This window comes from Natrinema pallidum DSM 3751 (assembly GCF_000337615.1).
Lineage (GTDB): Archaea > Halobacteriota > Halobacteria > Halobacteriales > Natrialbaceae > Natrinema > Natrinema pallidum.
This window is the reverse complement of record NZ_AOII01000067.1, coordinates 67,480-78,494: the sequence shown is the minus strand read 5'-3', so window position 1 is coordinate 78,494 and position 11,015 is coordinate 67,480. Positions and strand designations below refer to the sequence as shown.

At 61.8% G+C, this 11,015-nt stretch carries 12 protein-coding genes and 1 pseudogene; 7 read left to right on the top strand and 6 right to left on the bottom strand.

What is annotated here, in order from left to right:
- Positions 1-252 precede the first annotated feature (252 nt).
- Complete coding sequence (locus C487_RS10495) at positions 253-1,017, top strand: transcriptional regulator FilR1 domain-containing protein (protein WP_152422500.1); 765 nt, start codon at positions 253-255, stop codon at positions 1,015-1,017.
- A gap of 178 nt (positions 1,018-1,195) precedes the next feature.
- Here C487_RS10495 and C487_RS19565 read toward each other — a convergent pair.
- Positions 1,196-1,880: pseudogene (locus tag C487_RS19565) on the bottom strand (IS6 family transposase).
- 219 nt (positions 1,881-2,099) lie between these two features.
- On the opposite strand from C487_RS19565, the gene C487_RS10485 reads away from it, so the two are divergent.
- Positions 2,100-2,936, top strand: coding sequence for a lipoate--protein ligase family protein (locus C487_RS10485; RefSeq protein WP_006185720.1), 837 nt, complete (start codon positions 2,100-2,102; stop codon positions 2,934-2,936).
- A 2-nt stretch (positions 2,937-2,938) separates the two neighbouring features.
- Here the strand turns inward: C487_RS10485 and C487_RS10480 are convergent, their stop codons facing one another.
- Positions 2,939-3,610 carry an HAD family hydrolase gene (locus C487_RS10480; RefSeq protein WP_049908079.1) on the bottom strand — a complete coding sequence of 224 codons (672 nt, stop codon included), beginning with the start codon at positions 3,608-3,610 and terminating at the stop codon, positions 2,939-2,941.
- A gap of 100 nt (positions 3,611-3,710) precedes the next feature.
- On the opposite strand from C487_RS10480, the gene C487_RS10475 reads away from it, so the two are divergent.
- Together C487_RS10475 and C487_RS10470 are read left to right on the top strand one after the other, a co-directional pair.
- Positions 3,711-4,595: a deoxyribonuclease IV gene (locus C487_RS10475; RefSeq protein ID WP_049908084.1), complete on the top strand. Its 885-nt coding sequence runs from the start codon at positions 3,711-3,713 to the stop codon at positions 4,593-4,595.
- A gap of 121 nt (positions 4,596-4,716) precedes the next feature.
- Positions 4,717-5,514: a class I SAM-dependent methyltransferase gene (locus C487_RS10470; RefSeq protein ID WP_006185716.1), complete on the top strand. Its 798-nt coding sequence runs from the start codon at positions 4,717-4,719 to the stop codon at positions 5,512-5,514.
- A gap of 47 nt (positions 5,515-5,561) precedes the next feature.
- Here the strand turns inward: C487_RS10470 and C487_RS10465 are convergent, their stop codons facing one another.
- From C487_RS10465 to C487_RS10450, 4 genes are read right to left on the bottom strand one after another with little or no spacing between them, the layout of a single operon-like run.
- Positions 5,562-6,008 (bottom strand): hypothetical protein, encoded by a 447-nt coding sequence (locus tag C487_RS10465; RefSeq protein WP_006185715.1) that lies wholly within the window; start codon positions 6,006-6,008, stop codon positions 5,562-5,564.
- Positions 6,005-6,817 (bottom strand): hypothetical protein, encoded by an 813-nt coding sequence (locus C487_RS10460; protein ID WP_006185714.1) that lies wholly within the window; start codon positions 6,815-6,817, stop codon positions 6,005-6,007. The genes C487_RS10465 and C487_RS10460 overlap by 4 nt, the downstream gene beginning before the upstream one ends.
- 37 nt (positions 6,818-6,854) lie before the next feature.
- Entirely contained in the window at positions 6,855-7,421 is a 567-nt protein-coding gene (locus C487_RS10455; protein ID WP_006185713.1) for a DUF6114 domain-containing protein, read from the bottom strand.
- 6 nt (positions 7,422-7,427) lie between these two features.
- Entirely contained in the window at positions 7,428-8,039 is a 612-nt protein-coding gene (locus tag C487_RS10450) for a DUF6230 family protein (RefSeq protein WP_006185712.1), read from the bottom strand.
- A gap of 448 nt (positions 8,040-8,487) precedes the next feature.
- Between C487_RS10450 and C487_RS10445 the strand changes: the two genes are divergently transcribed.
- From C487_RS10445 to C487_RS10435, 3 genes are all read left to right on the top strand, one after another.
- A complete protein-coding gene (locus tag C487_RS10445; protein ID WP_006185711.1) occupies positions 8,488-9,138 on the top strand; it encodes a helix-turn-helix domain-containing protein in 651 nt (216 codons plus the stop codon).
- 108 nt (positions 9,139-9,246) lie between these two features.
- On the top strand, positions 9,247-10,215 hold the full coding sequence (locus C487_RS10440; RefSeq protein WP_006185710.1) for an ABC transporter ATP-binding protein: 969 nt from the start codon (positions 9,247-9,249) through the stop codon (positions 10,213-10,215).
- The gene (locus C487_RS10435) at positions 10,208-10,996 is read left to right on the top strand and encodes an ABC transporter permease subunit (RefSeq protein ID WP_006185709.1); all 789 of its coding nucleotides are present in this window, start codon (positions 10,208-10,210) and stop codon (positions 10,994-10,996) included. Before C487_RS10440 ends, C487_RS10435 begins: the two co-directional genes overlap by 8 nt.
- Positions 10,997-11,015: the final 19 nt, after the last annotated feature.

Here is an 11,015-nt window from a genome sequence, read left to right as displayed (position 1 = left end):
GATCGTCATTGCAATCACCAACTACGAGCGAGGACACGATCCAGGACGTGAGATGCTCAAGCTATGAGTTGGATTCTATGACACGCTCAAATATACTATTAATGGATTGATGTGCGAACTTTATCTCAGCTCAGGGCAGACTGTGTTTTTGAAACCAATTAATATATCATACAGCATTGTTAAATCTATGGGTGCTTGAAAATTGGTAGGGGTGCAGACAAATTTTTATTCCTTTAGGGCTTCATTCAACACATGTCGGTTCCATCTCACGTCACGCCACTCGTTACCCTCATTGATAGACTAGATGTCATGGACGCGGTTGATAATGGTCTGCATGAAAAGCGAGAACTCTACGAAACTCTTGACGCCTCACGAAGCACTGTCGACCGGGCAGTCCGGGAATTGGAAAGCGATGACCTCCTCCATCGACGAAATGGTGAATGCGAGTTCACGCGGTATGGGGAATTGGCCTACCAAGACTTCTTAAAAATTTCTGAGACCTACAAGACACTTGAACCCGTCGCTGACCTTCTCAAAATACTCCCGAGAGATGCTGATATTGACCTCAATGTTGTAGAGCAGGGAGATATAAATCTAGTCAACAAACGTGCGAAGGTGGCCCCATTACCAGCGCCGACGACGACTGATTGCGAACACGTTCATGCTCTTTTACCTGCTCTCCTTCCACAACAGATAGATTTTTTCTGCCGTACGGCCACAAATGACATTACCGTTGTGATCATCATTACAGAGGAACTTCGGCAGGTACTATTAGAGGAGCACTCTAATTTACTTAGTACCATTCAGGAAGCACAAATCGAGATTCGTACTGCGACTGAACTCCCACGGATTGCGTACACCGTTATCGGCTCACAAAAGGTCTGGGGATGGGTATATACAGATAGTGGGGTACTTCACGGCTATTTTACGAACACAACGCCACAGTCGATAGACTACGTGGATACGCTTTTTGAGGAGTATCGATCAGAGAGCCAGCGGTGGACGGATATAACATAGAGGATCGGAAAAGGAAATGTGTATTCTTACATATAGTCTGAACATAGGCACTGCCTATCTGAGTCAGTTTAAGAAGTGAACATGCTGTAAAGTTGAGTTGGTTGATGTTTGTAAACATACTCAGCGAGTACTGTGTGGTGGGGTTAGAAGGGATTTGAAGAACGAGCGAAGGTCGTGTTTAGTTTGTAGCAGTCTGCCAGACTGCGAAGGCTTGAAGCCACGATTCTGCGGTTGATGGGTTAGCGTGACTAAAATAGTTTGAGAACGAAGAGGTACGGCGCTTTATATATCTAAAGACACGTTCGACAGCATTCCGATTTCCGTGTTTTTCGTATCGAAATCGGAGTCCGTGTCGACGGAGTGCTGTCTGGAGATGCTGTGCGCCATCGACGAGANGCATTCCGATTTCCGTGTTTTTCGTATCGAAATCGGAGTCCGTGTCGACGGAGTGCTGTCTGGAGATGCTGTGCGCCATCGACGAGAAACACAGCGTCTTCGACATCGTATTTCTCCGTGAGTTCTTGCAGAAACCGTTCAGTCAACGCGATCGTAGTCGTCAAGAACAGCCGTATATGGAGGATCTTGTTCGTTTCAGGATCGACTGCAGCGTACAGCCAATATTGGTGCTCGTCAATCCGAATCACGGTTTCGTCAATCGCAACGTGATTCGGAGTCACGTCAGTTGCTGGCTGTAGATTGGCTTTCTGTACCCAATCGTGCACAGCCTTGCGCGATCGCTCGACACCGAACTTCTCGAGTTCTCGAACGGTATTCGAAAGCAATAATCCTGCAAGATGGAGTCGAATACCGACCTCCATCAGCCGATGCGGTGTCCGTTCTCGCTCCACAACACTCAAATCAATCCAGTCGCTACAACCTTAACTAGACACGGCCCGAGCGAACGGCGAACGTCCTAGCAGGCGTCGCCGTCCGCCTCCATCAGACTTATTGTTGTGAGTAGAATACAGTAGAAGAATCAGTGCGGTCAGATTGTTTTTTACCACAATGTCGGGGTGTCTTTGGTATCCCATCCTCAGATGTATAACAGAACCATTTTCCCCCTCATCGGTGTGTACTCAATCATGACCGTCATTACCGATCAACATTGGCGGCTGATTCGAGACGATGCCCGCGATGGAGCGATGCAGATGGCGCTCGAGGAGATCGCCGCTCGAGCGGCGCTCGAGGACGGCGTTCGAACCGTCCGCACGTACGCTTGGGAGCCGAGCACGCTCTCGCTGGGGTATCGCCAGGACGCCGACACGGTCAACTGGGAGTTCTGCGAACGGGAGGGGATCGACGTCACGCGCCGACAGACCGGCGGTGGCGGAATCTATCACGACCGCCACGCCGATATTTCGTATACGATCGTCGCGCCCGCCGACGAGGTCCCGGGGGACCTGATGGACTGTTACGAACTGTTCTGCGAGCCGATTCTCGAGGCGTTCGACCGGATGGGCGTCGACGCTGCCTTCGCGTCGGCCGAGCAGGACGCCATCTACCGGCCGTCGTGCTATCTGCGGGATATCAATCCGGCCCATGACATCGTCGTGCCGGCGGACGCGGGCGCTGACGCCGAGAAGATCAGCGGCAACGCGCAGTATCGCCAGCGCGATGTCGTTATCCAGCACGGATCGATCAGTTACGCCCTCGAGCCGCGGACACACGTCGGCGTCTTCGACGCGGATATAGACGAATCGACGTTCACCGATCGAGTGACCAGTATCCGCGGGGAGGCGGGGATCGACCGCGAGGAGGCGGTCGAGACGATCGCGGGAGCGCTCCGGGACTGGTGTGGTGCGGACGACGCGACGTGGCGGGACGATGAACTCGAGGCCGCCCGCGACCTCGCCGACCGGAAGTACGGGTCCGACGCCTGGGTTCGGAATCGGGAGGTGCTCGAGGCCGGCGACCACTGAGGTCAGTCCGAGCGACCGTCGACGATTCGAACGATCTCGCGGAGGGTTGCTCCCTCGTAGGTCGGGGTCACCGAGAGGGACGCGTCGCGACAGTGTGCTCGCCGAACGAACGCCGAATCGATCCCTGCTCGGTCGGCCGCGATCACGTCGCTTTCGCTATCGCCGACGTAGAGCGCCGATTCGGCGTCGAGATCGGCCAGGGCCCGCTCGAGATAGTGCGGGTTCGGTTTCTTCAGGCGGAGGCTTTCGACGGTCTTCTCGCGGCCGTAGTACGTGGCAAACAGCGGGCGAAGTCCGAAGAACTCCAGCACGAACGCGACCGTGCTGTGGTGGTTGTTGCTGACGACGCCACAGGGTTGGGAGAGATCGGTAATGCAGGCGACATCGTCGTAGCAGCCTCGCGCTCCCGATTCGAACGCCTCGAGTTGCGAGCGTTCGTCGAGACGTTCGCGCGCTTCCCAGAACGGCTCCGGATCGAGCCCGCAGGCGTTGCAGAGTGCCTCGAGTTCGTCGACGGTCACGCCGGCGACGATCGCGTTCAGGTACTGCTCGTCGATATCGGCAACTCCCACCTCTCGGAACGCGGCCCGCGTCGCTTCGCGTTGTGTCTCGGCTGCGGGCGGAGCGACGAGGATGCCGTCATTGTCGAAGAGAACGGCCTCGTATTCCGTCACGTGGTTCACGTACTCTGGACAGTCAGTTGATTATTCCGGTCGGCGGCCGATCCGCTCCGGTATATCTATCACGGCCCGGTACTGACGAAAATCTATGACGATGAAGGTCGGTGCACACGTTTCGATCTCCGGGTCGCGCGTCTCGTCCGACGAGGAAACACCGCCGTACGACGACCTCCGTAACGCGGTTCATCGCCAACTCGCTTTCGGCGGCAACTGCGGGCAAATATTCACCACCTCGCCGCAGGTCTGGGCCCAGCCCGAGATCAGCGACGAGGCCGCGGCGGGCTTTCGCGAGGAGAGCGACGCGAAACTCGAGGGGCCGTGGGTCATCCACTCGGCCTATCTCGTCAATCTCTGTACGCCGAAAGACGACCTCCGTCGGAAGTCCAAGGAAAGCATGCAGGCCGAACTCGACGCCGCCGCCAAACTCGGTATACCATACGTGAACGTCCATCTGGGCGCACACACGGGCGCGGGCGTGGAAGGCGGACTGGACAACGCCGCGAGCCTGATCGACGAACTCGAGGTGCCCGACGACGTGCAGCTCCTCATCGAGTCCGACGCGGGCAGCGGGACGAAGCTCGGCGGCGAGTTCGCACATCTCGGCGGGATCGTCGACCGTACCGAGACCGAGATCGGCATCTGTATCGACACCGCTCACACGCTCGTCGCGGGCAACGATCTCACGACGCCCGAGGCGGTCGACGAGACGGTCGGCCGCTTCGACGACGAGGTCGGGCTGGAGCACCTGAAATACATCCATCTCAACGACTCGAAACACGATGTCGGGACCCATAAGGACGAACACGCCCACATCGGCGAGGGATACATCGGCGAGGACGGCATGAAAGCGATCGTCAACCACCCCGACCTGCGGGACCTACCGTTCGCGCTCGAGACGCCGACCGAGGATGGCCGGGGCTTCGCGTGGAACATCGAGACGGTCATCGACCTCCGGCAGGCGGAGCCGGTGCGACCGTAACGAGGGGCGGTACGGCGACGCTGCCGTTTGCGACGCCCACACAGGAACGCGGGCACTGACTCGCGCCGTCTCGAGGCGCGAAACCGACCCGTTTTTACTCGATTCGGTCGTACGGCCGACCGTGCGCGAGTTTTCCGAATCCTACCTCAGTCGGACCCGCGAGGGAATGTGGGCCGACTCCCGCGCGGCGCTCGAGCCGCTGGCCCTCGACGCCCACGACCGGATTCTGGACGTGGGTTGCGGGACCGGCGAGTTGAGCCGCGTCCTCGCCGCGGAGTCGTCGGGCGAGGTGATCGGCTGCGATGCCGATCCCGACCTGCTCGCGGCCGCGGGCGAGCATGTCCCGGTCGTCGCCGGCGACGCCTTTCAACTCCCTTTCCCGGACGACGCCTTCGATCTCGTCGTCTGTCAGGCGTTACTGATCAACCTGCCCGAGCCCGCGGCCGCCGTTTCCGAGTTCGCGCGCGTCTCCACGGACCTCGTGGCGGCCGTCGAACCCGACAACGCCGCGGTCGAGATCGACTCGAGCGTCGACGCGGAAGGCCGCCTCGAGCGCCGCGCGCGGCGGGCCTATCTCGACGGCGTCCCGACGGACGTCGCGCTCGGGGCCGACGCTCGCGAGGCGTTCGAGGCGGCGGGTCTCGAGGTAAGCGAGACCCGTCGGTACGACCATGTCCGGACGATCGAACCGCCCTACGGCGAGCCGGCGCTGGTCGCGGCCCGTCGGAAGGCGACCGGTGCGGGCTTGGCCGACGATCGGGAGACGATGCTTTCGGGGCCGCTAACTGAGGCGGAGTACGACGACCTCCGCGGATCGTGGCGGGAGATGGGACGGACGGTCATCGAGCAGATGGAAGCCGGGGAGTATCGCCGCACCGAAGCGGTGCCGTTCTTCGTCACCGTCGGCCGCCGTCCTTAGTTCGGACGAGCGCGACCGCGTTTCGCCGGTCGGAACGCGTCGACCCGTCACCACGGGCGAAGCAACCGGAGTCCGCTGCCGATCAGACCGCCGATGAGTCCATCGACGGCGGTCAGCAGCGAGAAGACGATGGCCAGCAACACGACGCTCGGGAGACCGAGTCCGGAGAGTCCGGGACTGAGCGGCCCGATCGAGGCGAACACGAACAGCGGCGGTTCGGTGTACAGTCCGAAGAGGGAACCGACAAATGCCATGAAGAATCCCACGAGGCCGCCCGCGAGCGCGCTCGCGGTCACCGCGTACGCGAGGCCGGTCGCCATCCGGCCGGCGGCGTACGCGGCGATACCCCCGGCGACGACGCCGCCGCCGATCCGCGCAAAAAGCGGCACCAGAACCGAGGAGAGTGAAATAAACGCCCCGACGGCGGCGGCTTGGAGGACGAGCCCCGTGTCGACCGTCGCGACGGGTTGCCGTGTCTCCTCGTGGTCGCTCATGGCTCGAGTGCCCGTTCGTCATTGATTACGTCGCGCGTCGCTCGCTCGCGCGCCGGCGTCTCGGTGTCGCCGGTGTCGCCGGTGTCGCCGGTGTCGTCGGTATTCGACGGGGTCGTGGGTTCCGCCCGGTCACTGTCGGGATTCGAGCGCTCGCTCTCGGAGTCGTTCGACGGGGAGTCGCCGACCGAGTCACCTGGGGAACTGTCGTGTTCGCTATCCGGATGGCCGCCATCGCTTTCGTTGCCCTGCCGATCGTTCTCCTCGGGTCGGTGATCGGTTTCGTTACCTTGGTTGTCAGTCTCGTTACCTTGGTGATCGGTTTCGTTACCGCCCTGGCCGTCGCTTTCGTGCGGTGGATCGAACGGGACGGGTGTGGGGATATCGCGTTGCGGGCCGACCTCGACGCCGTACCCGGTGACGGCGAGGTTGCGCAACTCGACCGAGCGGACGTCGACAACGACATCAGTTCGTTGAGCTGTGAAACACTCCTCGGCCGCCGCGAGGTCGTTGAGCGTCTCGTTTCGCCGATCGGTCCGTAACACGATGGTTCCCGCTGCGGACCGTGTCTCCTCGAGTTCGACGCGTCCGGTTTCGTCGAGGTAGATCGTGACGTTCTCGCCCCCGCTTCGGACGACGACGCGGTTGGTATCCGGCGTGGGTTGCTGAACGCAGACGGTCGCCCCATCGATCCCGTCGAGGTCGACCGTGAGGGCTCGCTCGTCGGTCTGACCGGCAACGTGGATCGGTCCGACCACGGCCCCACCGAGAGCAACCGCCAACACGACGGCGAGCGTACCGGTCCGGATCATACGTTGGGGCAGTCCGTCGGTCGCGTTCTTCCTGACCTCACTCGTCGGCCCCCCGCCGCTTGATGCGTTCGAGGCCCGCGCGACAGCCCAGGATGACCGTGCCGACGAGGCGAGCGAACCCCGCGTTGATCCGGGCCGCCGCTTTGTCGATCACGCTCGGCTCGGAGACGGCCTCGTCGACGGCGTCGTCCCTTGGCTTCCAGGCGATACAGAGGTTCCCTCCGACGATGCCGAGCAGCATGCCGACCAGCAACCCGCCGAGCGAGCCGAACAGCGAGAAGATCGACAGGATGATCCCGACGACGCCGGCTCCATGGGCTCGAGCGGGCCTCGACAGCGCGTAGAGTCCCGACAGAAAGACGAACACGCCGAAGAGAGCACCGATCGCGAGAAAGCCGGTCATCTCTCCGCCGATGAAGGCGATATCCGGCAGGATTCGCATCGGCACCCACGTGATGAGGAGGCCGGCCAGGCACAGCAGGAGGCCACCGAAGAACGGGCGTCCCCTCCGCCAGGCGTTGAACCGACTCCATCGGGAACCGATCAACCGGCGAACCCGTGCGGGAAGCGTCTCGGACTCGTTCTGGCCGCTTTCGGACGACATGGACGATCACCCGTCGGGGTGGTACTCCACGTCGACGTCGAGACCGGGGAGTGTGATCTCGTTGGAGGCGAGGTACACCGCATCCATTTCGACGTCTTTTTGCACCATTCCGGGACTGTCGGCGGAGATGTCCGTGAGGTAGCCGTCCTCGGGATCGGCGTTCTCGCCGGCGGTCTGCTGGAACTGCTTTTCCGGATTGTCGCTCGCTTGAGCGTTGACGACCTGTCCGTTGAACGTCGCCTCCTCGGCTTGCAAGTTGGTCATTTTGATGTACTGCTCGTCGGCCTTGACCGTCTCGTCGGCGGCGAACGAGATCTCCATCGAACCGTCGATCAGGGGAATGGACTTCTCCCCGCTCAGTACCATGCCGTCGATCTCGACGCCGCGCTGTTCGACGACGGCGACCGGCGTCGTCCCCTCGGTGTTCTCCCCGACGCTGGGATAGAGGAGGAACTCGTCCGACCTGATCTCGTCGGCCGTGACGGTAAAGCCGCCGCCCTCAGCGGTGGCCATCGCCGTCGCGTAGGCCGTCCCCGACGAGAGGACGACGAGACCGACCATGGCGACGACCAGAAACGAGGCGCAGGTCCCGACCGCGAGTCGCTTTCGGCGGTACATACTAAACCCACCCCCGGACGATCGGTTCGGCCGCTTTCGTCCTATTCGCCGATTTCACGCCGTGTCCGCTTCGATATTGCGGAGTCATTTCGAACGTCACAAGTGCACACCCAACACGACCTCGGATCATTTTTCCTCCTTGTATACGGGGGCATTTATAACCGACCGTGGGGAAATATTACGGGGGTAATAGATGAGGTTCGATCGGGAACCCACGACAGCCGCTCGAGGGGGTAGTGAACGGATCGCCATCCCAACTGGTATAAAGAGTCGTGGAAACGCGGGGGAACGCCTATTGCGAAGAACGGGTCGTGTCGGAGCATGCGAACGAAGCGGACAGGAACCGACGGGAGCATGGTCTGCTGTACCGAGATCGTACGTTCCTGTCGGACAAATATATGGTGAACGATACTGAAAAATACGTGTACGATGTCGTGACTGTCGGACAATGAGATACGCGAAATGCGTTATTATCCCCGACGACGAGGGACTGCACCCGCTCGATCGGCGGATCGCGGACCATCCCGATGTGACGCGTGAACTCCTCCATAACGTCAACCTCCTCGCCGACGAGACGATCGTCGTACTCTACCGGTTCTCGGGGAAGCGAACCGTGCTCGAGTCGATCCTGTCGGAGTCGCCGATGGTCAACCAGTTCCAACTCTCGAGCGCCGATGGCGAGCACCACGCCTACGTCCATCTCGAGGCTCACGAGCGCCTCGTCGGGCTGTTGAGCATGCTGAGGGAGTTCGAATTTATCTACGATACCCCTCTCGAGTTCACGCGCCGTGGCGGCCTGCGGGTCACGATGATCGGTGACGTGAAGAGCTTTCAGGCGGCCGTTCCGGACGTTCCCGACGGGATCAGGCTCAAACTCCTCAAGACGGGGCGATACGAACCGAGCACGGGCCGGCTGTTCTCCCAGCTCACCGCCCGCCAACAGGAGATCCTCCGGACCGCCGTCGATATGGGGTACTACGACGTTCCGCGAGCGGTGACCCACGACGACATCGGCGAAGAACTGGGCTGTACCGGGGGGACGGTCGGCGGCCACCTGCGAAAGATCGAGTCGACGATCCTCACTCAGATCGTCCCGTAACGGGTCCGAGTCGGCGCGAACCGAGAGCCAACTGCGTCCGGTCCGATTCGAGCAGAGGACGGTGGATCGACGCCCGGTTACATACGGCCGGCCGTCGACGGGGTCGGTATGGCAGCGATCGAACTCGAGGGACTCACCAAGGATTATGGCGAGGTGCGCGCCAACGACGGCGTCACGTTCGCCGTCGAGCGCGGCGAGGTCTTCGGCTACCTCGGCCCGAACGGCGCGGGGAAGACGACGACGATCCGGACGGTACTCGGACTGCTCTCCCCGACCGCCGGAACGATCCGGCTGCTCGGCCGGGACGTGACCGACGAGGCGCAACTACTCGAGGCCAAACGCCGACTCGGCTACCTCCCTGACGATCCGGCGTTCGACGAGACGGCGACCGGTCGCGAGATCCTCGACCTGCACGCGTCGCTCAAGGGCGACGAGCGCAGCGCGGAGTTGCTCGCGCTGTTCGACCCACCGCTCGACCGCGAGATCAGGGAGTATTCGCGGGGAAACGTACAGAAACTGGGACTGGTGACGACGTTCATGCACGATCCCGACCTGGTGATCTTGGACGAACCGACCGGCGGGCTCGACCCCTTGCTCCAACAGCGGTTCAACGAGTTCGTCCGAGCCGAACGGAACGCAGAGGTGACGGTGTTTTTCTCCTCGCACATCCTGAGCGAGGTCCGCAAACTGTGTGACCGCGTCGGGATCATTCGTGACGGACGGTTGGTCACGGTCGAACCCGTCGAATCGCTGTTGGACAGGAGCGGCAAGTTCGTCCGACTCCACGCCGACGAGCCGATTCCGATTCGCTCGCTCGAGGTCGACGGCGTTCACGGGCTCGAGTCCAACGGCGGGGCCGGCCCGAGCGACGGGGCCGAATACGTCTTTACGTTCACCGGCGACATCAACGCCCTGCTCGCGGCCATCCGGGAGTACCGACTGGTCGACCTCTCGATCGAGGAAGCGCCGCTCGAGGACGTGTTCATGCGGTTTTACGGCGGTGATGCCACCGATTCACCGGCCGCGACCGAGCAGGCGGCGGCCGGTACCGACCGGGGTGGGAGCGGCGATGTTTGAACTGACATGGTACGACGGCCGACGCCGCGTTCGCGGAAGCATCGCTCTCTCGGTCGGGCTGTCCGCGCTCGCCGCGATGGTCATCTGGGTCTACCCGTCGTTCGAGGCCGAAGTCGACCTCGACCAGTTGCTTGCCGCCTATCCCGACCCGATTCTACAGGTGATGGGCGTCCAAACGATGACGAGTCTGGGTGGGTTCCTCTCGTTCGAGCTGTACACCTTCGGATGGGTCATCATGCTCGGCCTGTATCTGGCCTACAGTACGGCAGGCACGATCGCCGACGATGTCGATCGCGGTCGGATGGACGTCCTGCTTTCGATGCCGCTCTCCCGGCGGCGGCTGGTCGCCGAGCGGTTCGCCGCGATTGCGGTGCCGATCCTCGGTGCGAACCTCCTGCCGCCGGTCGTCGTCGTCGTCGGTGCGCGACTGATCGACCACCCCCTCGCCGTCGCGGACGTGCTCGCGGTCCACGTGCTGTCGATCCCCTATTTGTTCGCCTGCGCCGGGATCGGCTTGCTCGCGTCGGTCGTCTTCGATCGCGCGGCGATCGCTCAGCGGGTTGCGCTCGGGGTCACGTTCGTACTCTTCCTGTCCGAGTCGCTGCTCACCGGCACCGACGCCGAGACGATCGGTGCGATCGCGCCGATGCGCTACTACGACCCGAACGCGGTGTTGCTCGAGGGACGCTACGATCTCGCCGGGGCGGGGATTCTCGTCGCGATGACGCTCGCTTTCCTCGTCGCGAGCCAACTGTGGTTCGGCCGGACCGATATCCACTGAGGAGTCCACGACAGCGGCA

What these genes read in the sequence shown, in the direction of transcription:
- C487_RS10495 (WP_152422500.1), top strand. Translation starts at nt 253, where the DNA reads ATGTCGGTTCCATCTCACGTCACGCCACTCGTTACCCTCATTGATAGA.
- C487_RS10485 (WP_006185720.1), top strand. Translation starts at nt 2,100, where the DNA reads ATGACCGTCATTACCGATCAACATTGGCGGCTGATTCGAGACGATGCC.
- C487_RS10475 (WP_049908084.1), top strand. Translation starts at nt 3,711, where the DNA reads ATGAAGGTCGGTGCACACGTTTCGATCTCCGGGTCGCGCGTCTCGTCC.
- C487_RS10465 (WP_006185715.1), bottom strand. Translation starts at nt 6,008, where the DNA reads ATGAGCGACCACGAGGAGACACGGCAACCCGTCGCGACGGTCGACACG.
- C487_RS10460 (WP_006185714.1), bottom strand. Translation starts at nt 6,817, where the DNA reads ATGATCCGGACCGGTACGCTCGCCGTCGTGTTGGCGGTTGCTCTCGGT.
- C487_RS10455 (WP_006185713.1), bottom strand. Translation starts at nt 7,421, where the DNA reads ATGTCGTCCGAAAGCGGCCAGAACGAGTCCGAGACGCTTCCCGCACGG.
- C487_RS10450 (WP_006185712.1), bottom strand. Translation starts at nt 8,039, where the DNA reads ATGTACCGCCGAAAGCGACTCGCGGTCGGGACCTGCGCCTCGTTTCTG.
- C487_RS10445 (WP_006185711.1), top strand. Translation starts at nt 8,488, where the DNA reads ATGAGATACGCGAAATGCGTTATTATCCCCGACGACGAGGGACTGCAC.
- C487_RS10440 (WP_006185710.1), top strand. Translation starts at nt 9,247, where the DNA reads ATGGCAGCGATCGAACTCGAGGGACTCACCAAGGATTATGGCGAGGTG.
- C487_RS10435 (WP_006185709.1), top strand. Translation starts at nt 10,208, where the DNA reads ATGTTTGAACTGACATGGTACGACGGCCGACGCCGCGTTCGCGGAAGC.